Annotated in this window: 20 protein-coding genes and 1 riboswitch; of the genes, 8 read left to right on the top strand and 12 right to left on the bottom strand. The window is 73.1% G+C overall.

Features of this window, described 5'->3' with window-relative positions:
* Positions 1 to 53: 53 nt before the first annotated feature.
* Positions 54 to 1,196 carry a glycosyltransferase family 4 protein gene (locus Sdagh_RS31820; protein WP_190008137.1) on the bottom strand — a complete coding sequence of 381 codons (1,143 nt, stop codon included), beginning with the start codon at positions 1,194 to 1,196 and terminating at the stop codon, positions 54 to 56.
* Positions 1,197 to 1,276: 80 nt separating this feature from the next.
* On the opposite strand from Sdagh_RS31820, the gene Sdagh_RS31815 reads away from it, so the two are divergent.
* Positions 1,277 to 2,557 (top strand): glycosyltransferase 87 family protein, encoded by a 1,281-nt coding sequence (locus tag Sdagh_RS31815; protein WP_372478485.1) that lies wholly within the window; start codon positions 1,277 to 1,279, stop codon positions 2,555 to 2,557.
* Positions 2,558 to 2,566: 9 nt separating this feature from the next.
* Here the strand turns inward: Sdagh_RS31815 and Sdagh_RS31810 are convergent, their stop codons facing one another.
* From Sdagh_RS31810 to Sdagh_RS31790, 5 genes are all read right to left on the bottom strand, one after another.
* On the bottom strand, positions 2,567 to 3,754 hold the full coding sequence (locus Sdagh_RS31810; RefSeq protein ID WP_190077367.1) for a hypothetical protein: 1,188 nt from the start codon (positions 3,752 to 3,754) through the stop codon (positions 2,567 to 2,569).
* Positions 3,755 to 3,787: 33 nt separating this feature from the next.
* Positions 3,788 to 4,801 carry a C40 family peptidase gene (locus tag Sdagh_RS31805; protein ID WP_189413514.1) on the bottom strand — a complete coding sequence of 338 codons (1,014 nt, stop codon included), beginning with the start codon at positions 4,799 to 4,801 and terminating at the stop codon, positions 3,788 to 3,790.
* Between the two features lie 214 nt (positions 4,802 to 5,015).
* Positions 5,016 to 6,056 carry a C40 family peptidase gene (locus Sdagh_RS31800; protein ID WP_189413512.1) on the bottom strand — a complete coding sequence of 347 codons (1,041 nt, stop codon included), beginning with the start codon at positions 6,054 to 6,056 and terminating at the stop codon, positions 5,016 to 5,018.
* A gap of 175 nt (positions 6,057 to 6,231) precedes the next feature.
* Positions 6,232 to 7,575: an NYN domain-containing protein gene (locus Sdagh_RS31795; RefSeq protein WP_189413510.1), complete on the bottom strand. Its 1,344-nt coding sequence runs from the start codon at positions 7,573 to 7,575 to the stop codon at positions 6,232 to 6,234.
* Positions 7,576 to 7,610: 35 nt separating this feature from the next.
* Positions 7,611 to 7,850: a hypothetical protein gene (locus Sdagh_RS31790; RefSeq protein ID WP_189413508.1), complete on the bottom strand. Its 240-nt coding sequence runs from the start codon at positions 7,848 to 7,850 to the stop codon at positions 7,611 to 7,613.
* Positions 7,851 to 8,007: 157 nt separating this feature from the next.
* Between Sdagh_RS31790 and Sdagh_RS31785 the strand changes: the two genes are divergently transcribed.
* The 7 genes from Sdagh_RS31785 (at position 8,008) to Sdagh_RS31755 (ending at position 14,280) form a co-directional block, all read left to right on the top strand.
* Positions 8,008 to 8,775, top strand: coding sequence for a rhomboid family intramembrane serine protease (locus Sdagh_RS31785; protein WP_190077368.1), 768 nt, complete (start codon positions 8,008 to 8,010; stop codon positions 8,773 to 8,775).
* On the top strand, positions 8,772 to 9,053 hold the full coding sequence (locus tag Sdagh_RS31780) for an Lrp/AsnC family transcriptional regulator (RefSeq protein WP_189413504.1): 282 nt from the start codon (positions 8,772 to 8,774) through the stop codon (positions 9,051 to 9,053). Before Sdagh_RS31785 ends, Sdagh_RS31780 begins: the two co-directional genes overlap by 4 nt.
* A gap of 93 nt (positions 9,054 to 9,146) precedes the next feature.
* Complete coding sequence (locus tag Sdagh_RS31775) at positions 9,147 to 9,500, top strand: small secreted hydrophilic protein (RefSeq protein WP_189413502.1); 354 nt, start codon at positions 9,147 to 9,149, stop codon at positions 9,498 to 9,500.
* The gene (locus Sdagh_RS31770) at positions 9,487 to 10,923 is read left to right on the top strand and encodes a sensor histidine kinase (protein ID WP_226535999.1); all 1,437 of its coding nucleotides are present in this window, start codon (positions 9,487 to 9,489) and stop codon (positions 10,921 to 10,923) included. Before Sdagh_RS31775 ends, Sdagh_RS31770 begins: the two co-directional genes overlap by 14 nt.
* Positions 10,920 to 11,585: a response regulator transcription factor gene (locus Sdagh_RS31765; RefSeq protein WP_189413498.1), complete on the top strand. Its 666-nt coding sequence runs from the start codon at positions 10,920 to 10,922 to the stop codon at positions 11,583 to 11,585. The genes Sdagh_RS31770 and Sdagh_RS31765 overlap by 4 nt, the downstream gene beginning before the upstream one ends.
* Before the next feature lie 57 nt (positions 11,586 to 11,642).
* The gene (locus Sdagh_RS31760; RefSeq protein WP_190077369.1) at positions 11,643 to 13,058 is read left to right on the top strand and encodes an SLC13 family permease; all 1,416 of its coding nucleotides are present in this window, start codon (positions 11,643 to 11,645) and stop codon (positions 13,056 to 13,058) included.
* A 10-nt stretch (positions 13,059 to 13,068) separates the two neighbouring features.
* Positions 13,069 to 14,280: a glycerate kinase gene (locus Sdagh_RS31755; RefSeq protein WP_190077370.1), complete on the top strand. Its 1,212-nt coding sequence runs from the start codon at positions 13,069 to 13,071 to the stop codon at positions 14,278 to 14,280.
* Here Sdagh_RS31755 and Sdagh_RS31750 read toward each other — a convergent pair.
* The 6 genes from Sdagh_RS31750 to ctaE all read right to left on the bottom strand — a co-directional run bounded on the left by Sdagh_RS31750 (position 14,229) and on the right by ctaE (position 21,323).
* A complete protein-coding gene (locus Sdagh_RS31750) occupies positions 14,229 to 15,587 on the bottom strand; it encodes an aminotransferase class V-fold PLP-dependent enzyme (protein ID WP_190077371.1) in 1,359 nt (452 codons plus the stop codon). The two genes, Sdagh_RS31755 and Sdagh_RS31750, sit on opposite strands and share 52 nt — an antisense overlap.
* Positions 15,588 to 15,731: 144 nt before the next feature.
* A riboswitch (SAM riboswitch) is annotated at positions 15,732 to 15,848 on the bottom strand.
* A gap of 99 nt (positions 15,849 to 15,947) precedes the next feature.
* Positions 15,948 to 17,012, bottom strand: a complete 1,065-nt coding sequence (gene trpD / locus Sdagh_RS31745) for an anthranilate phosphoribosyltransferase (protein WP_190077372.1) — start codon at positions 17,010 to 17,012, stop codon at positions 15,948 to 15,950.
* Between the two features lie 130 nt (positions 17,013 to 17,142).
* The gene (gene qcrB / locus Sdagh_RS31740) at positions 17,143 to 18,780 is read right to left on the bottom strand and encodes a cytochrome bc1 complex cytochrome b subunit (protein ID WP_189413488.1); all 1,638 of its coding nucleotides are present in this window, start codon (positions 18,778 to 18,780) and stop codon (positions 17,143 to 17,145) included.
* Positions 18,777 to 19,829: a cytochrome bc1 complex Rieske iron-sulfur subunit gene (gene qcrA, locus Sdagh_RS31735; protein ID WP_189413487.1), complete on the bottom strand. Its 1,053-nt coding sequence runs from the start codon at positions 19,827 to 19,829 to the stop codon at positions 18,777 to 18,779. Before qcrA ends, qcrB begins: the two co-directional genes overlap by 4 nt.
* Positions 19,826 to 20,635, bottom strand: coding sequence for a cytochrome bc1 complex diheme cytochrome c subunit (qcrC, locus tag Sdagh_RS31730; RefSeq protein WP_189413485.1), 810 nt, complete (start codon positions 20,633 to 20,635; stop codon positions 19,826 to 19,828). The genes qcrA and qcrC overlap by 4 nt, the downstream gene beginning before the upstream one ends.
* A gap of 67 nt (positions 20,636 to 20,702) precedes the next feature.
* Complete coding sequence (gene ctaE, locus Sdagh_RS31725) at positions 20,703 to 21,323, bottom strand: aa3-type cytochrome oxidase subunit III (RefSeq protein WP_189413483.1); 621 nt, start codon at positions 21,321 to 21,323, stop codon at positions 20,703 to 20,705.
* Between the last annotated feature and the right edge of the window lie 177 nt (positions 21,324 to 21,500).

Here is a 21,500-nt window from a genome sequence, read left to right as displayed (position 1 = left end):
CTCCGCCGGGCGCGGCCGGCCGCGCGGTTCCCCTCGCCCCCCGGGCCGTCGACCTACAGCAGCGTCCTCAGCCGTTCCGCCAGCAGGTCCCAGCGCCACCTCTCCTCGACCCACCGCCTGCCCCGCTCGCCCATCCGGCGGCGCAGCTCCGGGTCGGCGAGGAGGGTGACCAGGCGGTCGGCGGTGTCCTCGACCGAGGTACCGCGTACGACCCAGCCCGTCTCCCCGTCGAGCACCGCGTCCGGCGCGCCGCCCGAGTCCCCCGCGACCACCGGCAGGCCCGTCGCCGACGCCTCCAGGTAGACGATGCCGAGTCCCTCCACGTCGAGGCCGCCGCGGCGCGTCCGGCAGGGCATCGCGAAGACGTCGCCGGCGCCGTAGTGGGCGGGCAGCTCGGACCAGGGGACGGAGCCGGTGAAGCGGACGGACGCGGCGACGCCCGTGTCGTCGGCGAGGCGGCGCAGGTCCTTCTCGTAGGGGCCGCCGCCGACGATCAGCAGCACGGCGTCGGGCTCGGCGGCCAGGACCCGGGGCATGGCCCTGATCAGGGTGTCCTGGCCCTTGCGCGGGACGAGCCGGGAGACGCAGACGACGACCGGGCGGTCGGTCAGCCCGAGCCGGGCGCGGACCCCGTCCCCGCCGCTGCCCGGGTGGAAGGTCTTCTCGTCGACGCCCGGCGGCAGCTGCGTCATCCGCGCGGCGGCCTGCGGGGTCAGCGCGTCCGCGATGCGGGAGCGCGTGTACTCCCCCAGGTACGTGACCGTGTCCGTCGCCTCCCCGATCCGGCGCAGCAGCTGCCGGGCCGCGGGGAGCTGGGCCCAGCCGGCCTCGTGCCCGTGGGTGGTGGCGACGATCCGCCGGGCGCCCGCCCGGCGCAGGGCCGGGGCCATCAGCCCGAGCGGTGCCGCCGCTCCGAACCACACCGAGGTGCAGCCGTGCTCCCGCAGCAGCCCGACCGCCCGCCGGGTCGCCCCCGGCGTCGGCAGCAGCATGGTCGTACGGTCCCGTACGACGGTGAAGGGCTGCTCGGCGTCGAAGGCGGCGGTGGCCTCGGCCCCCTCGCGGGTGCGCTTCCAGGTGGAGGCGTAGACGACGACCCGCTCGGGGTCCAGGCGCAGGGCCATGTTGTGCAGGAACGCCTGGATGCCGCCGGGGCGGGGCGGGAAGTCGTTCGTCACGATCAAGGTCTTGTGCATCGCCCGAGACCCTATCGAAGCCCCCGTTCACAGCAGCCTCCGGCTGGGCGTGTGGCAGACACACAGCAGTTCGGGACATCATGAGATCGTCGGACGGCAGCGAGCGGGCGGGCAGGGGATTCGTGGAGACGTCGAACGCCGGGCGGTCCCTGGCATGGCTTCCGGTGGCCTGGTGCGCGACCCGGCTGGTGTTGCTCCTGTGGGTCCTGAAGGTATGGGTCTTCCCCGGTCCCGACGTGACCAGCGACGTATCGGTGATCTACCGGGGCTGGTACGACGTCCTGCGCAGCGGAACGTTTCCGCTGAACGACGTCACCTGGCAGTACCCGCCCGCCGCCGCGACGGCGATCCTCTCCCCCGCCCTGCTGCCCTTCCTGGACTACGCGACCGCCTTCTTCGTCCTGGTCTGCGTGGCCGACCTGGCGGTGCTGGGCCTGCTGCTGCGCGCGGGCCTGCGGACGGGCGGCACGCTGCGCGGCCCCTGGGTGTGGGTGGCGGGCGTCCCGCTGCTCGGCCCGACGGTGTACGCCCGCTACGACCTGATGGTCACCGCGGTCGCCGTGGCCGCGCTGGTGGCCGCCGCCCGGCACCCCCGGGTGGCGGGGGCGCTCGCGGCCCTCGGCGCGCTGCTGAAGGTGTGGCCGGCCCTGGTGCTGCTCGGCGTCCGGCGGCGCTCCGCCTGGGCCGCCGCGGTGGTCACCGGCGTGGCCCTCGCGGGCGCGTTCGCGCTGGCGATGCCGGGGGCGTTCGCGTTCCTGACGTTCCAGCGGGACCGGGGCACCGAGGTGGAGTCGCTGGGCGCGCTGGTCTTCCACGTCGCCCGCAACCACGGCTGGGAGGGGCAGGTCCTGCTCAACTACGGCTCGGTGGAGTTCCTCGGCCCGTACGTCGACTGGGTGAGCACGGCCGCGCTGACGCTGACCGGGATGGCCTTCGGCTGGCTGCTGCTGTGGCGGCTGCGGGCGACGCGGTTCGAGCCGCGCACGGCGGCGGACGCGGCCTTCGTGGCGGTGCTGCTGTTCACGGTGACCAGCCGGGTGATCAGCCCGCAGTACATGGTGTGGCTGATCGGGATCGGCGCCGTCTGCCTCTGCTTCCGGGCGAGCCGGATGGGGGTGCCGGTCGCGCTGGTGCTGGCGGCGAGCGCGGTGACGGTGCTGGAGTTCCCGCTGTGGTTCGCGCACGTGGTGGCCAGCGACGCGCTCGGCCTGACCCTGATGTTCCTGCGCAACGGCCTGCTGGTGGCGGCGGCGGTCTGCGCGGCCCGGGTGCTGTGGCGGCAGACGGTGCCGCGTCCGGCGCCCGCGCCGCTGCCCGAGCGGCCCCCGGCCCACGCCGACGGGACGCCCGTCCCGCCCTGAGCCCCGGCCCTAGGACAGCTCCGTCCGCAGCCGGGCCTGCCAGCGCAGGGTGAAGTCCTCCGGCGTCGTCCCGAGGACCCGGCGCATCGCGTCCGCCACCGCCCCGTCCCGCCGCCCGTGCGCGCCCACGGCCCGGTAGAACGCGTCGAGCCGGTCCTCGCCCCACTCCTCGGCGATCAGCCGGCAGGCCGCCCAGCCGCCCTCGTACGCCCGCGCCAGTTCGGTGGCGTCGCCGGTGAAACCGAAGTCGTCGTCGGCCGGGAGCGCGTCGGGCACCCGGCCCTCGGCCACCGCGCGGGCCAGTTCCGGCGCGATCCGGGCGGGGGCGCGCCCGGTGCCGCGGTAGCCGACCCAGTCGGCGTACCCCTCGGACAGCCAGAGGGGGGTGGCGGCGCCGGTGTGGGCACGGGTGGCGACATGGGTGGTCTCGTGGGTGAGCACCACCTGCTTGCCGACCGTGCCGAGCAGCCCGTACGCCTCCGGGTTGACCACGATCCGGTCGGCGGGGGCGCCGGCGCCGGACTCGCCGGTGGTGACGGCCGCGATGCCCTGGTACGAGGAGGCGGGCGAGCCGAGCAGTTCCGCCATCGCCGCGAGCGACCCGGGCACGATCACCACGACCCGCCGGGGCCAGTCGCCGTCCCAGGCGGCGGAGACGGCCGGCACCGCGCGGTCGGCGAGCCCGGCGTAGGCGCGCAGCGCCGCGTCCGCCCGGCCGATGCCGAGGACCAGGCTGTGCGCGCCGCGGACGGCCTGGACCGTGCCCTGGTCCCAGGGCTGGCGGGGGGCCTTGGGCGCGGGCCGGTCGGCGGTGACCCGCCAGGCGCCGTCCGCGCGGGTCAGGCGGACGGTGCGGCGGGCGCGGAGGGCCCCGGCGTCATAGCCGGCGAGGCGGTAGCGCAGGTCGACGTCGGCGGTGGCCGTGGAGCCGGTGCGCTCCAGGCCGGTGACGCGGTAGGTCCAGTCGGCCAGCGGAACCTCGGCCACCCGGTCGAAGCCGGTCCGGGTGCCGGTCGCGGCGTACGCGGCGGCGTCCCGGCCGAGCAGGGCCGCCGCCCGCCGGTCCAGCACCCGCTGGACGTCGGCCCGCAGGGAGGCGGTGTCCGTTCCGCCGCCGCAGCCGGTCAGCGCGACGAGCAGCAGCAGGCAGAGCACCACCACCGAGGAATCCCGTACGTCCCGCCCGCGACCAGCCACCTTCCGAGGGTACGGGGCGCGGGGCGGCGGCCGTCAGGGCCGGGTGACGGAGGAGATCGGCATCATGCCGACCGGGTCGTAGCGCACCGGGGCCCCCGGGTAGGGCGCGTGGACGACCTGCCCGTCGCCCACGTACATCCCGATGTGGCTGGCGTCGTTCCGGTAGGCGACCAGGTCCCCGGGGCGCGCCTGGGCGAGGGAGACCCGCTGCCCGGCGCCGGCCTGCGCCTGCGAGGTGCGCGGCAGGGCGACCCCGGCCTGCGCGTACGACCACTGGGTCAGGCCCGAGCAGTCGAAGGCGGAGGGGCCGTTGGCGCCCCAGACGTAGGGCTTGCCGACGGCGGACCGGGCGGCGGCGACGGCGGACGCGGCGCGGCCCGAGGCGGGGACGGTGTGCTCCGGGCCGGTGAGGTCCGCGCGGCCGGAGCGGGAGGAGCGGCCGTAGGCGTCGCGCTCGGCGTCCGGGAGGGAGTTGAGCAGGCGGCGGGCCTCGGCGAGCTTGCGCTCGACGGTCTTCTTGTGGGCGGAGACGGCGCGCAGCCCCTTGTTCAGCCGGTCCAGCGTGCGGCCGGCCTCGGCGCGGTCCTGGGCGAGCCGGCGCATGGCGCCCTGGAGCCTGCGCAGTTCGCCCGCGTGGTGGGCGCCGATCCGGTCGAGGGTCGCGGCCTTGTCGAGGTAGTCCTCCGGGTCGGCGGAGAGCAGCAGCGCGACGGACGGGTCGAGTCCGCCGGTGCGGTACTGGGCGCCGGCCAGCGAACCGAGCGCGTCCCGCATGGAGTTGATGCGCTGCTGCCCGCGGGCGATGCTCTCCTGGACGGCGGCGACCCGCCGGCGCAGGGCGTCGGTGCGCTCGTCGGCCTCGTTGTAGGCCTCGGTCGCCTGCTCGGCCTCGCGGTGCAGGCGGTCCACCGCGGCACGGGTGTCGTCGAGCGGCGCGGCGGACGCCGGTACGGCGCCGAGGACCGCGGCGGCGGCGGACAGCAGACCGGCGACGGCGGTGGCGCCCCGGTCGAGACCGGTCGGTGCAAGGCGGCGATGGGACCCCACGGGAAGCCGCACTCCTTCCGCTGGCGGACGGGGAAACGCGGCAGACAGTAGTCCCGCGGCGGGGCACCCACCAACGACCTCGGCGTCCGCGCGGCCCGGCGCCCCGCCGCTGACGCAGGTCAGCGGCGGGGCGCCGGGTCACAACACGGTGCGGTGATTCGCCCGTTCGGGCGGCATGTCGGGTTGATCGGGACGGGCGGACCCGTCCCACGGATCAGACCCGGACGCCCCACATGAAGGGACCGCCGATGGTGCTCATCGACTCGTACCGCACGACGGTGCCGGTGCGCGGGGCGTGCAGGACCTGGCCGTTGCCGGCGTAGAGGCCGACGTGGTGCAGGTCGTTGAAGAAGAAGACGAGGTCGCCGACCTGGAGCTGGCTGACGCTGGTGATGCGGGTGCCGATCTGTGACTGGGCCTCGGAGGTCCGCGGTATGGAGACGTCGGCCTGGGCGTAGGCCCAGGAGGTCAGGCCGGAGCAGTCGAAGCTGGAGGGGCCGGTGGCGCCGTAGACGTACGGGGTGCCGATCATCCGCTGGGCGGCGGCGAAGGCGGCGCCGGCGCGGCCGGAGGCGGAGGCCGTGGAGCCGGAGAGGGCCTCGCGCTCGCTGCTGCGGGTGGCGCGCTGCTCCTCCTGCGCCAGGGCGGCCTTCTCGGCGGCGGTGAGGCTGTTGAGCAGCTTCTGCGCCGAGGAGAGCTTGCTCTGGACTTCCTGCTTCTTCCTGCCCAGCTCGGTGCGGGTGGCGGAGAGGTCCTTGAGCTTCTCGGCGGCCTCCTCGCGCTGCTGGGCGAGGTCGCGCTGCTTCTCCTGGATCTCCTTGAGCGCGTCGACCTGCTGGGCGCTCAACTGGTCCAGCGTGGACGCCTTGTCGAGGTAGTCGTCCGGGTCCGCGGAGAGGAACAGCTGCACCGAGGGGTCGATGCCGCCGGTGCGGTACTGGGCGCTGGCCATCGTGCCGAGGCCGTCGCGCAGCTCGTTCAGCTCCTCCTGGCCGCGGGCGACGTTGTCCTGGAGGGTGGAGATCTCCTTCTGGAGCTTCTCCTGCTTCTCCTTGGCCCCGTTGTACTTCTCGGTGGCCTGCTCGGCCTCTTCGTAGAGCTTGTCGACCTTGGCCTTGACCTCGTCCTTGCTCTGCTTCTCGCTGGGAGCGGCGTTGGCGGCCTGGGAGCTGAGCACGACAGCGGCGGCGGCTGCGGTGGTGAGCACGGTGACGCGCGCGCGGCTGGGCTGCTTGGGTCGACGGTGGGACGCCACGGGAGGCGAACTCCTTCGTGTGAGTGATCACCCGTTCTAGGGTTCGAAGCGAGACCCTAGTGACCCATCCGTGATCAGTTCAAATCCTTCCCGGGAAAAACCCGGTCACCGACCGCATCTTTTACCTCGGACTCACCGGTGGTGACGCCTGGTTGACCCTGTGTCAGGCCACGGGTCAGGCGAGCCGCTTCAGCAGCATCGCCGAGGCGACCGGGCGGGCCCCCGCGCGGGCCACCCCGTCGGCGACCTCGCGGTCGGTGGAGGCGACGATGACCGGCCGGCCCGGCGGTTCGGCCCGCACCAGCTGGCGGATCAGCTCGTCGGCGGTGACCCCCGGCTTCGAGAACAGCACCCGGACCCCGCGCGGCGGCGCGAGCAGCACCGGCGCGACCAGCTCGGCCCCGTCGAAGACGCAGGTCACCTCGGCGCCGGTCTGCGCGGCGAGCTGGGAGAGCTGGCCGAGCAGCCGCAGCCGCTGCTTCTCCAGGGGCATCTGCGGATAGCCGGTCTTGGTGACGTTGTAGCCGTCGACGACCAGATGGGCCTGGGGCAGCGCGAGCAACTGGTCGAGGACGGCCGGGTCGTGCTCGGACAGCGCGCGGGCGGCGATGTCCTTCGGGGTCATCCGGCCGGGCTCCACGGCGTCCACGGTCTCGGCGGGGCGCACGGAGACCGGCGGCAGCGCCAGTTCCCGGCGCAGCCCCTGCGCCGCTTCCAGCAGGGTGTCGAGCAGCAGCCGTACCCGCATGTCCTCGACACTGCGGCCCTCGCGGGCGGCCTTGCGGGTGGCCTCCAGCGCGGCCTCGGCCTCCCCGAGCCGGGCCTTGAGCCGCCGCGTCTCGCTCTCGGCGGCGGACACCCGGGTCTGCCCCTCGGCCCGTACGGCGTCCAGCTCGGCGCGCATCTTGCGCACCGCCGCCTCGCCGCGCTTGACGTCGCTCAGCGCGCCGCGCAGCTTGCGGTGGAGCGACTCCGCCTCCTTCCGGGCGGCGTCCAGCTCGCCGCGCAGCCGCTCGGTCTCCTCGCGGCCGTGCCCCCGGGCGCGCTCCAGTTCCGCGCGGAGCCGGTCCAGCTCGGCGCGGGTCTCCTCGTCGGCGCGCTCGGCGTCGGCCCGCTGGGCCTCCTCGCCGGCGGCGGCCACCAGCTTCACCCAGCCGGCCGGACGCAGCACGTAGGCGGCGGCGGCCACGTCGAGCGGGTCCGCGGCCGGGGGCGGGGACCCGGATTCCAGGGCCTCGGCCAGTTCGGCCTGGGTCTCCCTGAGCTTCTCGCCGATGCGCTGGCGGAACAGCGCGTCCGTCTCCAGCGCCGCGGCCATCGCGTTGCCCGCGAACTTGGCCCGGCGGCTCGGTGTGAACCGGGCGTACTGCCGCAGCTGCGCGGGGAGTTCCGCGAGGGTCAGGCCGCCGAAGCCGTCCGCGGCGATCTGCACGACCCTGCGCCGCACCCCGTCGGGCAGCGGACGGTCGAGCACCTCAGCGGCGCCGTCGCCCGGCCCCCCGCCGTGTGTCTCCGCCATCCGTCACCCCAATGCCTGTGCGGGGCCCGCTCCCCTCAGGAGCCGGCACCCGGCCTGTCCACGAGTTCCACCTGGTCCACGGCGTTGCACCAGCGGCACCGCACCGACTCGATGGTCTCACTGAGCACCTCGCGTTCCTCGACCGTCGGCTCACCGGCCAGGTCGAGGTGGACGTACTCCACGACCTTGGAGGCGCGGGTCACGTCGAAACGGGTGAGGTTGCCGCAGAGGGTGCAGCGCCACCGCGTCGTGCCGGTCGGCTGGGGAACCGTCATCGTGGCTGTTCGCTCTCTTCCAGTGTCGCCCGACGCGCCGGACTCCCCGGTGCGTGTGGCTCGTAACCCTACGGCCTGGCGGGTACCGGCCGCCCGTCCGTCCACGGCGGCGAGGCGATCCGTCCGCCCGTGTCCCGTTACGCCATGCTCTGTTCCCATGATCCGCAACTGGGACTCGTCCGCGGGCCGGACACCGCGAGCGGCGCGGACGGCCGGAAACCGCCGCCCGGCCCGCGGCTCCGCGCCGGTGACGCACGGGCTGATCGTCCTGTGCTGTCTGCTCTTCCTGGTCTCTCCCGCCGCGGGCCTGGACCCGTCGAACGGCTCCGGCGACGAACTGCTCGCCGCGCAGCGCGCCTACTTCCGGCACTGGGGCGTGATCCCCGCGGAGCTGTTCGACGGGTCGCCGCGCGCCCTGCTGGCCCCGGTCACGGCCCTGTTCGTGCACGGGAGCTGGGTGCACCTGCTCGGCAACATGCTGTTCCTCTACGTCTTCGGGGCGATGACCGAGGAGCGGATGGGCCGCGTCCGGTTCCTGCTGTTCTTCCTCGGCTGCGGCTGTCTGGCGCTGCTCGGGTACGCGATCGCCAACGACGACTCCCGGCAGTCCCTGGTCGGCGCCTCCGGGGCGATCTCGGCGGTGCTCGGCGCGTTCCTGTACCTGTTCCCCCGGGCGCGGGTGACCAGTCTCCTGCCGTTCCTGTTGTTCATGCCGCTGCGCTTCCCGGCATGGGTGGTGCTGCCCTTCTGGGCGGCGCTGCAATGGCTGTCGGCGTGGCGGGCCGGGGACGGTCCGGGGGTGGCCTACCTGGCGCACCTGGTCGGCTTCGGCCTGGGCTTCCTCTGCGCGTGGGTGGCGCACGGGCGGCGGGCTAGAGTGAAGTCCGCCCCTACGCCCGCCCCCGAGGGAGAGAACCAGCCGTGATCACCGCGATCGTCCTCATCAAGACCAGCGTGGACCGGATTCCCGAGATCGCGGAGCGGATCGCCGCGCTGGAGAGCGTCAGCGAGGTCTTCTCCGTCACCGGCACCTACGACCTGATCGCCATGGTCCGGGTCCGCGAGCACGAGGAGCTGGCCGAGGTCATCCCCGGGCGGATCAGCAAGATCCCGGGGGTGGAGGGCACGGACACGCACGTGGCGTTCCGCACGTACTCGCAGCACGACCTGGAGGCGGCGTTCGCCATCGGCCTGGACAGCTGACGCCCGGGGCCGCGCGGTCGCGCCGCCCGGGATGAGGAGTTCTTCATCCGGGCCTCATCCGGGCCGCCGGGCGGCGGGGGCACGATCCCGGCCATGGTCTTCACTCGCCGGATGGCGGCCCTGGCCGCCGTCGTGCTGATCCCCCTCGGCATCGCCGCGACCAGTTTCGCGCTCACCGACCGCCCCCGGGAGCCCGGGGCGCCCTCGTCGGTGGAGCTGGAGAGCGGCTCCCCGCCGCCGACCCCCGCCCCCACCGCCACGCCCCCGCCGGCCACCGGGTCCCCGTCCGCCTCCGCCACCGGTTCCGGGCCGGCCCCGGGCGACGAGGTGGTCTCCCGGCCCCCGGTGACCGACAGCCCCCCGGACGACGACGATGACGACGACTCCCCCGGCCGCGGCGACGGGGACGGCCCGGCGGGCGACGACGGCGCCGGTGACGACGGCTGACCGGGAGCCCCGGCGGGTCTCCGCGCGGGTCCGCATCCTGCTCTGGCTGCTGCTGGTGATGGCCGTCGCGCTCGGCTCGGTCGCCGCGACCACCCGGTCGATCCTGCTGCGCGACACCGACCGGCGGATCGGCAGCCTGCTGGCGCAGGAGGCCGGTGAGTTCGCCAACTTCGAGGAGCAGGGCTTCGACCCGGCCACCGGCCGCCCGTTCACCGAACCGGACCGGCTGCTGCGGGTCTTCCTGCAACGGCAGTACGCCGATCTGGACGAGGAACTCGTCGGCCTGGTCGGCGCCCCCGGCACCGACCCCGCGCAGATCATCCAGCAGCGCGACATCCCCGTCGGCCTGCCCCTGCACAAGGACCCCGACGCCCGCCGGCACATCTTCGGCTCCTGGCACGCCACCGGCACCCTCGCCCGGCCCGAGGGCGAGATCCGCTGGGCCAAGGTCACCGTCGCCCGCTACGGCGGGGAGCCGGCCGCCGCGTTCGTGGTCGCCTTCCACCCCGGCCGGGAGAAGGCCCGCGCCGACGAGGTCTTCCGGGTGCTGCTCGCCATCTCCGGCGTCGCCCTGCTGATGACCACCGGCATCGCCTGGGTGGTCGCCGGCCGCATCCTCGCCCCCGTCCGCCTGGTGCGCACCACCGCGGCCCAGCTCACCGAGCAGGACCTGACCCGCCGTATCCCGGTGCGCGGCCGCGACGACGTGGCCGCGCTCGCCGGGACGTTCAACGCGATGCTGGACCGGCTGGAGCGGGCGTTCGCCGCGCAGCGCGAGTTCGTCGACGACGCCGGGCACGAACTGCGCACCCCGATCACCATCGTCCGCGGCCACCTGGAGCTGATGGGCGACGACCCGGCCGAGCGGGAGGAGACGGTCCGGCTGGTCACCGACGAACTGGACCGGATGAGCCGCATCGTCGAGGACCTGCTGCTGCTCGCCAAGGCCGAACGCCCGGACTTCGTCGCCCCCGAGCCGGTCCAGCTCGCCGAACTCACCGCCGACGTCTACGTCAAGGCCCGCACCCTCGGCGCCCGCGACTGGGTGCTGGCCGAGGTCGCCGAGGGGGAAGCCCTGCTGGACCCCCAGCGCGTCACCCAGGCCATGGTGCAGCTCGCGCAGAACGCGGTGCAGCACACCGCCCCCGGCCAGCGCGTCCGCATCGGCTCCCGGCTCGCCGGGGGACGCGTCGAGCTGTACGTCGCCGACTCCGGCACCGGCGTCCGGCCGCAGGACGCCGGCGTCATCTTCGAACGCTTCCGGCGCGGCACCGCCCGGCGCGGGGCGCGCGGCTCGGGCGCCGGGCTCGGGCTGTCGATCGTCAAGGCGATCGCGGAGGGCCACGGCGGCCGGGTCCTGCTGCGCGACACCGACGGCGGCGGCGCCACCTTCACCCTCTCCCTGGAGGAGACACGCCCATGAACCGCATCCTCATCGTCGAGGACGAGGAACGCATCGCGTCCTTCGTCACCAAGGGCCTGCGCGCCAACGGCTTCACCACCACCGCCGTCGCGGACGGCGAGAGCGGCAGCGCGTACGCCCTGACCGGCGGCTTCGACCTGGTCGTCCTGGACATCGGGCTGCCCGGCCGGGACGGCTTCACGGTCCTGCGCGAGCTGCGCGAGGCCCGGGTCACCACCCCGGTGATCGTGCTGACCGCCCGGGACTCGGTCCGGGACACGGTGGCCGGCCTGGAGGGCGGCGCCGACGACTGGATGACCAAGCCGTTCCGCTTCGAGGAACTCCTCGCCCGGGTCCGGCTCCGGCTGCGCACGGCGGCCCGCGCGCCGGAGGTGACGGTGCTGAGGTCGGGGCCGGTCGGCCTGGACCTGCGCACCCGGCGGGCCCGGTCCGGTGACCGCACGGTCGATCTGACTGCCCGTGAGTTCGTGCTCCTGGAGCTGTTCCTGCGGCATCCGGGGCAGGTGCTCTCCCGCGAGCAGATCCTCTCCCATGTGTGGGGCTACGACTTCGACCCCGGTTCCAACATCGTGGACGTGTACGTGCGGGCGCTGCGCAAGAAGCTGGGGGCGCAGGCGGTGGAGACGGTCCGCGGCATGGGGTACCGGCTGCCGGCCCGGTGAACTCTCCTTCATGTACGGCTCATCGGCGGCTCACCGCCCGGGAGAACCCTCGATGACGTGACGGCGAACCTCCGACCGACCGCGGTCCTGTGCGCGGCCCTGTCGCTGTGCGCCGTGCTGGCGGTGCCCGGCGCCCTCCCCTCGCTCGGCGGCGACGCGCGGCTCACCCTGGCCGTGTTCGCGCTGGCCACCTGCGCCTGGATCGGCACCCCGGTCGACGACACGTACATCGCGCTCGGCGCCGGACTCGCCCTGACCGTCACCGGGGTGATCAGCAGTGACACCCTGTTCGGCGCCCTGGGCGAGCCGACCGTGTGGCTGCTGATCTGCGCCTTCGTGCTGGCGGCGGCGGTGACCCGGACGGGCCTCGCGGGCCGGGCGGCGGTCTTCCTGGTCGGCGGGGCGCGCTCGGTACGGCAGTTGGCGCACCTGGTCACGGCCGCGCTGGTCGTGACGGCGTTCGCGGTCCCGGCCACCTCGGGCCGGGCGGCGCTCGCGCTGCCGGTGTTCCTCGCCCTCGCCCACGCCCTGGCCGACCGGGAGCGACTGGTCGTGATGCTGGCACTGCTGTTCCCGACCGTGATCCTTCTGTCGGCGGTGGCGACCCTGATCGGCGCGGGCGCTCATCTGATCACCGTATCGGTGCTGTGGGAGGCCACCGGGGACCGGATCGGTTTCACCGAGTGGCTGCTGCCGGGCCTGCCGCTGGCGGTGGTCTCCTCCCACCTGGCCGCCGAGGCGGTGCTGCTCACCTCGACCCGGCGGGCGGACCGCAAGGGTCCGGTACGCGTCACCCCGAAGGAGATCCAACGGCACGCGGACTCCCCCGTGACCGGCCCCTGGACGCAGGGCGAGAAGCGCTGCGCCCTGCTGCTGGCCACGGTGGTCGCCCTGTGGTGCGGCGAGCCCCTGCACGGGGTGCCGCCGGCCGTCGTGGCTCTGATCGGCGCGGTCGTCGCCGCCTCCCCGGCGCTGGGCACCGTACGCCTCAAGGACGCCCTGCGGACGGTGCCCTGGTCGCTGCTGCTGTTCATGGCGGCGACCATGGCGATGGGCGTGGCGCTGGCCGACTCGGGCGCCGCGGCCTGGCTGGTGTCCGGGCTGCCCCCGGACCTCGGACCGGCCGTCTTCCTCACCGTCGTGGTCGTCGTCAGCACCGCCGCCCACCTGGTCCTGCAGTCCCGTTCGGCGCGCTCCTCGGTGCTGGTGCCGCTCGTGATCGCCGCTGCCGCCGGGGCCGGGGTCAATCCGGTCTCCGCCGCCCTCGCCTCCACCGCCGCGGCCGGTTTCTGCCACACCCTGCCGGCCTCCGCGAAACCGGTCACCCTCTTCGCCGAGGTCCCCGGCGTCCCCACCTACGCCCCGCGCGACCTGCTGCGGCTCTCCGCCGTGCTGGCGCCGCTGACCGCCGCGCTCGTCCTGTTCTTCGCCGCCGCGGTCTGGCCGCTGCTCGGCGTCCCCCTGACCCGCTGAGGAGCCCGCCGTGCCGCACCCCGTCCTGAACCGAGTCGTCGTCGCCCCCAGCGGCTTCAAGGAGTCGCTCTCCGCGCGGGCCGCCGCCGACGCCATCGCGGCCGGGGTCCGCCGGGTGCTGCCGGACGCCGCGATCGACCGGGTGCCGCTGGTGGACGGCGGCGAGGGCACCGCCGTGGAACTGGCCGCGGCGACCGGCGGCCGGCTGGTGGCGCTGGCCGCGACCGGTCCGCTGGGCGAGCCGGTCGGCACCCACTTCGCGCTGCTCGGCGCCCGGGACACGGCGGTGGTGGAGATGGCCGCGGTGGCCGGACTCGCCCTGGTACCCCGCGCCCTGCGCGACCCCGGCGCCACCACCACGTACGGCGTCGGGGAGCTGATCCGCGCCGCGCTGGACACCGGGGCGCGGCGCGTCCTGGTCGGCTGCGGCGACTCGGGCACCTCGGACGGGGGCGCGGGCGCGCTCCAGGCGCTCGGCGCCCGGCTGCTCGACGCGGACGGGTTCGCGCTGCCGCCCGGCGGCCGGGAGCTGACCCGGCTCGCCCGGATCGACCCGTCCGGCCTGGACCCCCGGCTGCGGGACGCCGACCTGCTCGTCGCCTGCAACCCGTTCAACGTGCTGTGCGGCGAGCGCGGCGTCGCCCGGGTCTTCGGCCCCCAGAAGGGCGCGACCCCGGCCCAGGTCGAGCACCTCTCGGCGGCCCTGGAGAACTGGGCCTACGTCCTCACCCGCGACCTCCGCCCGCCCGTCCCCGACCTGCGCACCGGCCCCGGCACCGGTGCCTCCGGCGGGCTCGGCGCCGGCCTGGCGGCGCTCGGCGCGCGGCTGCTCCCCCGCTTCGACGTGCTGTGGGACCAGGTCGGCCTGGACGCCCGGCTGGCCCGTGCCGACCTGGTGCTCACCGCCGAGGGCGCCCTGGACCACCAGACGCCGCGCGGCAAGATCCCGGCCGAGGTGGCCCGCCGCGCCAAGCTGTACGGGCGTCCGGTGCTGGCGCTGGCGGGCACCCTCGGCGAGGGCGCGCACGAGGTGCCGGGGGTGGACGCCTGCCATGGCATCCTGCCCGCGCCGATGGCGCTGGCGGAGGCGCTGACGCGCGGCGCGGAGCTGCTGACGGACGCCACCGAGCGGGCGCTGCGGCTGATCCTGCTGGGCTCCCGGCTACCGGCTCACGCGGCGGCGGAGGTGTCGGGCACGCAGCGGCCGTCCTCGGTGCGGTAGCGCCAGGCGGCGCCGTCGCGCACCAGTTCCCCGACGGCGGTCACGAACCGCTCCACGTGCTCGTCGGGGGTGCCCGCGCCGAAGCTGACCCGGATGGCGTTGAGGGACTTCTCGCCGGGCGCGGCCTCGGGCGCCCCGCACTCGCCCTGGCTCTGCGGGTCGCCGCCGAGCAGGGTGCGCACCAGCGGGTGGGCGCAGAACAGGCCGTCGCGGACGCCGATGCCGTACTCGGCGGAGAGCGCGGCGGCGAAGTGGGAGCTGTTCCAGCCGTCGACGACGAAGGAGAGCACCCCGACCCGCGGCGCGTCGTCCCCGAACAGCGACAGCACCCGCACCTCGGGCACCCCGGCGAGCCCGTCCCGCACCTTCTCGATCAGGTGCCGCTCCCGCGCGACCAGCGTGTCGAACCCAACCTCGGTGAGCGCCTTGCAGGCGGAGGCGATGGCGTAGGCGCCGATGACGTTGGGCGAGCCGGCCTCGTGGCGGGCGGCGCTGTCGTGCCACTCGACGTCCACTCCGCCGTCCGCGCGCCGGGCGACCTTGCGGCTGGCGCCGCCGCCCGCGAGGTAGGGCTCGGCCGCGCGCAGCCAGTCGGCCCGGCCGGCCAGCACCCCGGAGCCGAAGGGGGCGTACAGCTTGTGTCCGGAGAAGGCGACCCAGTCGACGTCCAGGTCCTGGACGCTGACCGGGTGGTGGGGGGCGAGCTGGGCGGCGTCCAGGACGATCCGGGCGCCGTGCGCGTGGGCGACGGCGGCCAGCTCCCGTACCGGCCACAGTTCGCCGGTGACGTTGGAGGCGCCGGTCACGCAGACCAGGGCGGGGCCGTGCGGTTCCCGGGCGGCGAGGGCCCGCTCCAGGGTGGCGACGGCCTGCGCGGGGGTGCGCGGGGCGTCCAGGCAGGTCACCTCGGCGTCGCGCCACGGCAGCAGGGAGGCGTGGTGCTCGGTCTCGAAGACGAAGACCCGGCAGCCGGCGGGCAGGGCCGCGGCGAGCAGGTTGAGGGAGTCGGTGGTGGACCGGGTGAAGACCACCTGGTCCTCGTCCCGGCAGTCCAGGAACTCGGCGACGGTCCGCCGGGCGTTCTCGAACAGGTCGGTGGAGAGCTGCGACAGGTACCCGGCGCCGCGGTGCACGCTGCCGTAGTACGGGGCGTAGGCGGCCACGTCGTCCCAGACCCGCTGGAGGGCGGGGGCGCTGGCGGCGTAGTCGAGCGCGGCGTAGGTGACCTCGCCGCCGGTGACCAGCGGGACGGTGACGTCACGGCCGAGGACGGGCAGCGGGGCGGCGACAGCGGTGGGTACGGACATGGCGGACTCCCGTGGGAACAGCACGCGGCACGGCGCGGTGAAGGTGAGGAAAGGTGTGCGGAGGCGGGGCTCTGCGGCCCTAGCGCATTCGCTGGTTCACGGGAGACTCCCTCGGACGACCCAGGACCCCTGGTGCTCGCGAGGGGTCCGCGCTTGCCGCGGACCTTGCTGTCCACGGCCTGGTCTTCACCCGGGGCACCCCGCCACGGACGGAGGGTTGCCGGACAGTCGGCCGGGGCCTCATGACTGTCACTCATGACCTGGCTCAGAAAGTAGGCGAAACGATCGTGGTCCCGCAACCCGTGTCCGGATCGCGGGACGCACGTCACACGGCACGCTCAGATGCCGCCCGGGAGCCGCTCAGGTGTGGCTGGCGGCCACCCAGCGCTCCAGCACCCGCCGCGCCGCCCCGGAGTCGACCGACTCGGCGGCCCGCTCCATCCCGGCCCGGATACGGTCCGTCAGCGGCCCCGCGCCGGGCTCCAGGGCCACCAGGGCCGCCGCCGCGTTGAGCAGCACGGCGTCCCGTACGGGGCCCCTCTCCCCGTTCAGCAGCCGGCGGGCCACGTCCGCGTTGTACGAGGCGTCGGCGCCGCGCAGCGCCTCGACCGGCACGATCTCGATGCCGACGTCCCGCGGGTCGAAGACCTCCTCGGTGACCTTGCCGTCCCGTACGGTCCACACCCGGGAGGTGGCCGTCGTGGTCAGCTCGTCCAGGCCGTCGTCACCGCGGAAGACCAGCGCGGAGTTGCCGCGCTCGGCGAAGACCCCGGCGATGATCGGCGCCATCCGGGCGTCGGCGACGCCGACCGCCTGGGAGCGGACCTTGGCCGGGTTGGTCAGCGGCCCGAGGAAGTTGAAGACCGTCCGGATGCCCAACTGGCCACGGGCGACGGCCACATGGCGCAGCGCCGGGTGGAACTTCACGGCGAAGCAGAAGGTGATCCCGGCCTCGTCCGCGACCTGGGCGACCCGCTTCGGGGTCAGTTCCAGATTGACGCCGAGCTTCTCCAGGACGTCGGAGGCGCCGGAGGCCGAGGAGGCGGCGCGGCTGCCGTGCTTGACGACCTTCGCCCCGGTGCCGGCGACGACGATCGCGGACATGGTGGAGATGTTGACGGTCTTGGCGCCGTCGCCGCCGGTGCCGACGATGTCGACGGTGTCGCCGGGCACCTCGATCACATGGGCGTGCTCGTACATCGCCCGCACCAGCCCGGTGATCTCCGCGACCGTCTCGCCCTTGGCCCGCAGGGCCACGGCGAAGCCGGCGATCTGCGCGTCGGTCGCCTCGCCGCGCATGATCGTGTCCATCGCCCAGGCGGTCTCGTCGGCGGTCAGGTCCCGGCCGCCGAGCAGTCCGTTCAGCAGCACGGGCCAGGAGCGGCCCGCCGCGGTGTCGCCTCCAGCGGGGGTCACAGCGCTCATCAGCCGCTCCTGTGAGAGTGAGTGGATCAGGGAAGAACCGGGTCCACCCTATCCAGCCCGGCGGCACGGCGAAGGGCCCCGTCCGAACACCGGACGGGGCCCTTCGCCGTGGCGTGGCGACGCTGGGGGATCAGTGGTGGCCGTGGCCGCTGGTGATCTCCCGGTACTCCTCGACGGTCGGCTTCGGAATCTGCGACTCCTCGCCGTAGTAGGACTTGCTGAGCTTGGCGCGGAGCTTCTCGGTGCTCTTCGCCTTGCGCTCGACGCCGTTCTCGTCGACCGCCGGACCGATCTCGGCCGGCTTGTACTGCTCGTGCGCGGTGAGGGTGTAGAGCTGCTCCTGGCTGAGCGGCTCGTGCACCTCGATGAACTCACCGTGCGGCAGGCGCTTGATGATGCCCGACTCCCGGCCGTGCAGCACCTTGTCCTTGTCGCGGCGCTGGAGGCCCAGGCAGATCCGCTTGGTGATCACGAAGGCGATGACCGGTCCGACGAAGAAGCTGACCCGGACGAACCAGGTGACCGCGTTGATCGACAGGTGGAAGTGGGTGGCGAAGATGTCGTTGCCACCACCGATCAGCATGATCATGTACGCGGTGACCCAGGCGACACCGAAGGCCGTGCGGGTCGGGGCGTTGCGCGGGCGGTCCAGGATGTGGTGCTCGCGCTTGTCCCCGGTGACCCAGGACTCGATGAACGGGTACACGGCGATCGCCACGAGGAAGATCCCGAAGATCACCAGCGGGACGAAGACGCCCAGGACCAGCGTGTGGCCCCAGAAGTTGATCTCCCAGCCCGGCATGGCGCGGACCAGGCCCTCGGCGAAGCCCATGTACCAGTCGGGCTGGGCGCCGGTGGACACCTGGTCCGGACGGTAGGGGCCGATGGACCAGATCGGGTTGACCGAGGCGATGCCGGCGATGGCCGCGATGACACCGAAGACCAGGAAGAAGAAGCCTCCGGCCTTGGCCATGTAGACCGGCAGCAGCGGCATGCCGACGACGTTCTTGTTGGTCTTGCCGGGGCCCGCGAACTGGGTGTGCTTGTGGTAGAAGACCAGGATCAGGTGGCCGACCACGAGCCCGAGCATGATGCCCGGCAGCAGCAGGATGTGGATCGAGTAGAACCGGGCGACGAAGTCGTGCCCCGGGAACTCCCCGCCGAACAGGAACATCGAGATGTACGTACCGACGATCGGCACGGACAGGATCGCGCCCTGCGTGAAGCGGACACCGGTGCCGGAGAGCAGGTCGTCCGGGAGCGAGTAACCGGTGAAGCCGGTGAACATGCCGAGGACGAACAGCAGGAAGCCGAACAGCCAGTTGATCTCACGCGGCTTGCGGAACGCGCCGGTGAAGAAGACGCGCATCATGTGCACGAACATGCCGGCGAGGAAGATGATCGCCGCCCAGTGGTGGATCTGCCGGATCAGCAGACCGCCGCGCACGTCGAAGCTGATGTCGAGCGTCGACTTGTACGCCTCGCTCATCAGCTGGCCCTGCAGGGGCACGTAGCTGCCGTGGTACTCCACCTCGTTCATCGACGGGTGGAAGAACAGCGTCAGGTACACACCCGTGAGGATGATGATGAGGAAGCTGTAGAGGCAGACCTCGCCCAGCATGAAGGACCAGTGGTCCGGGAAGATCTTGCGCATGTTGGCCTTGGCCAGGGAGTAGATCCCCAGCCGGCCGTCGGCCCAGTCGGCGACGCGCTCGCCGGCCGGCGCCTTCCCGCGGGAGCGGGCCGTGGTGCTCTCGTGTGTGCTCATCCGCGCTCCCAGAATGCAGGACCGACGGGCTCTTCGAAGTCGCCGAGCGCTTCGAGGTAGCCCTCGTCGTTCACGCCGATGCGCAGCTGCGGCAGGGCGTGGCCGGCGGGACCGAAGATGACCCGGGCGCCGTCGGAGAGGTCGAAGGTGGACTGGTGGCAGGGGCAGAGCACGTGGTGCGTCTGCTGCTCGTACAGCGAGATCGGGCAACCGACGTGGGTGCAGATCTTCGAGTACGCCACGATGCCCTCGTGCGACCACTCGAGCTCGCGCTTGTCCTTGATGTTGTCCGGCTGGATGCGGACGATCATCAGGGCGGCCTTGGCGATCTCGTTCTGGAACTCCTCGTCGTGCTCCTCCAGGCCCTCGGGCTTGGCGAAGGTGAGGGAGCCCACCGCGACGTCGGAGGGACGCAGCGGCTCGTTGGTGTTCATGTTGACGAGCAGCTTGCCCTTGTTCCACAGCGTGTGGCGCAGCTTGTCCTCGGGCAGCGGGCCGAGGTCGCGCAGCAGCACGACGCCGGAGAGGGGCACCAGGGCGACGGCGCCGAACATGGTGTTCCGGATCAGCTTGCGGCGGCCGATCGCGGACTCCTTGGCACCCTGCTTGAAGTCGGCGTGCACCTTGGCACGGACCTCGGGGGACGCCTCGATCGGGTGGCGCTCGTCGGCGACCTCCACGTCGGACATCAGGGTGCGGGCCCAGTGGACCGCGCCCGCGCCGATGCAGAACAGCGCCACGCCCAGGGTGAGGCCGAGGGCGAAGTTCAGCGCGTTGATGTGGCCGATCGGGAAGACGTAGACCGACTTGTCGTGGTCGATCGCGACGAACGCGGCGATGAAGCCGACGGTGGCCAGCATCGACAGCGTGAACAGGAAGGCGACGGCGCGCTCGGAGCGCTTCGCGGCCTTCTCGTCGATGTCCTGGACGCGGTGCTCGTGGGGCGGCAGCCCCGGGTCGGCGAACGGGTGCTGCTCGTCCGCCACCTCGCCGTGGGCGTGGTCCTGCGCTGCGGGCAGGTTCTCTTCTGGAATGTCTTGGCTACTCATGACTTCTTGGCCTTTGCGGTCCGAGCGGCGACCCACACGGCGACGGCGATGAGGGAGCCGAGCCCGAAGATCCAGCCGAAGAGTCCCTCACTGACCGGCCCGAGGCCGCCCAGCGAAAGACCGCCCGGGTCCACGGTCTCGTCCCCGTTGACCGCGTTCAGGTACGCGATGATGTCCTTCTTGTTCTGCTCCGTCAGCGTGGTGTCAGGGAAGGAAGGCATGTTCTGCGGGCCGGTCTGCATGGCCTCGTAGATGTGCTTCGCGGAGACGCCCTCCAGGGACGGAGCGAACTTGCCGTGCGTCAGCGCGCCGCCCTTGCCGGTGAAGTTGTGGCACTGCGCGCAGTTGGTGCGGAACAGGTCGCCGCCCTTGGCGATGTCCGCGCCCTCGTCGCGGTACTTCTCCTCGGTGGGGATCGACGGACCGGCGCCGAGCGAGGCGATGTAGGCCGCGAGCTGGTCGATCTCGGCCTGCGAGTAGATGTTCTTCTTCTTCTGGACCTGCGCGCCCGGCTGCTGGGCCGGCATGCGCCCGGTGCCCACCTGGAAGTCCACGGCCGCGGCGCCCACGCCGACCAGGCTGGGGCCGTCGGTGGTGCCCTCGCCACCGGTGCCGTGACAGCTGGCGCAGCCGACGGCGTAGAGCTTCTTGCCCTCGTCGATGGCGAGGGACTGGGCCGTTTCATCGGCCTGCGCCTTGTCCGCGGGCGCGAACACGGCGTAGAGCCCCCCGGTGCATGCCAGCGCGAGGAGTAGGACGACGATCGCCGCCAACGGGTGGCGTCGTCGTGCGGAGAGCTTTTTCACGGATTACCCCGGTGTCAGGATCTTCTGCGTCGATGCTTCTGGATGTGTGCGCGGGAGCGGTCCGCGCCTACTTGATCAAATAGATCGTGGCGAAGAGGCCGATCCAGACGACATCGACGAAGTGCCAGTAGTAGGACACGACGATGGCGGCGGTCGCCTGCTCGTGGGTGAACCTCCTGGCCGCGTAGGTACGGCCGAGGACCAGCAGGAAGGCGATGAGACCACCCGTCACGTGCAGGCCGTGGAAGCCGGTGGTCAGGTAGAACACCGAGCCGTACGGGTCCGAGGACAGCGAGAGGCCGTCCTTCTTGACCAGCTCGGTGTACTCGTACACCTGCCCGCCGATGAAGATCGCACCCATGATGAAGGTGACGATGAACCACATCCTGAGCTTCTTCACGTCGCCGCGCTCGGCGGCGAACACGCCGAGCTGGCAGGTGAGGGAGGAGAGCACCAGGATCGTGGTGTTGGTCGCCGAGAACGGAAGGTTCAGCGCGTGCGCCATTTCCTTCCAGTGATCGGCACCCGTCACCGAACGCAGGGTGAAGTACATCGCGAAGAGGGCCGCGAAGAACATCAGCTCGGAACTCAGCCAGATGATGGTTCCGACGCTGGTGAGGTTCGGCCGGTTGACCGACGGGTGCGCGTGCCCGGTATCTACTGTCGTTGCTGTCGCCACGACCGACATTATGTCGGTCGCTTATCCCGCCCTCACTCCCGGGGGTGCCGTTCGGAGTGTTCACCCCGTCCGGACTGCCCGTATGGCCCAGCGAGGGGTCCGGGGAAGTCGTGTTTCGCCCGGTGTTGACGGGGTGTGGGAGGGAGTAGCATCCCGCGCAACGGGACACGACCTTTCGGAGGAAGC

This window comes from Streptomyces daghestanicus, from assembly GCF_020521275.1.
GTDB classification, from domain to species: Bacteria; Actinomycetota; Actinomycetes; order Streptomycetales; family Streptomycetaceae; genus Streptomyces; species Streptomyces griseoviridis.
The sequence above is the reverse complement of the archived record's forward strand: the minus strand, read 5'-3'. Positions and strand labels throughout refer to the sequence as shown.

Bases quoted from the DNA above. Each gene is read 5' to 3' on its own strand.
- Sdagh_RS31785 (WP_190077368.1), top strand. From the start codon at position 8,008: ATGATCCGCAACTGGGACTCGTCCGCGGGCCGGACACCGCGAGCGGCG.
- Sdagh_RS31750 (WP_190077371.1), bottom strand. From the start codon at position 15,587: ATGTCCGTACCCACCGCTGTCGCCGCCCCGCTGCCCGTCCTCGGCCGT.
- Sdagh_RS31775 (WP_189413502.1), top strand. From the start codon at position 9,147: ATGGTCTTCACTCGCCGGATGGCGGCCCTGGCCGCCGTCGTGCTGATC.
- qcrB (WP_189413488.1), bottom strand. From the start codon at position 18,780: ATGAGCACACACGAGAGCACCACGGCCCGCTCCCGCGGGAAGGCGCCG.
- qcrA (WP_189413487.1), bottom strand. From the start codon at position 19,829: ATGAGTAGCCAAGACATTCCAGAAGAGAACCTGCCCGCAGCGCAGGAC.
- ctaE (WP_189413483.1), bottom strand. From the start codon at position 21,323: ATGTCGGTCGTGGCGACAGCAACGACAGTAGATACCGGGCACGCGCAC.
- Sdagh_RS31815 (WP_372478485.1), top strand. From the start codon at position 1,277: ATGAGATCGTCGGACGGCAGCGAGCGGGCGGGCAGGGGATTCGTGGAG.
- trpD (WP_190077372.1), bottom strand. From the start codon at position 17,012: ATGAGCGCTGTGACCCCCGCTGGAGGCGACACCGCGGCGGGCCGCTCC.
- Sdagh_RS31765 (WP_189413498.1), top strand. From the start codon at position 10,920: ATGAACCGCATCCTCATCGTCGAGGACGAGGAACGCATCGCGTCCTTC.
- Sdagh_RS31790 (WP_189413508.1), bottom strand. From the start codon at position 7,850: ATGACGGTTCCCCAGCCGACCGGCACGACGCGGTGGCGCTGCACCCTC.
- Sdagh_RS31820 (WP_190008137.1), bottom strand. From the start codon at position 1,196: ATGCACAAGACCTTGATCGTGACGAACGACTTCCCGCCCCGCCCCGGC.
- Sdagh_RS31795 (WP_189413510.1), bottom strand. From the start codon at position 7,575: ATGGCGGAGACACACGGCGGGGGGCCGGGCGACGGCGCCGCTGAGGTG.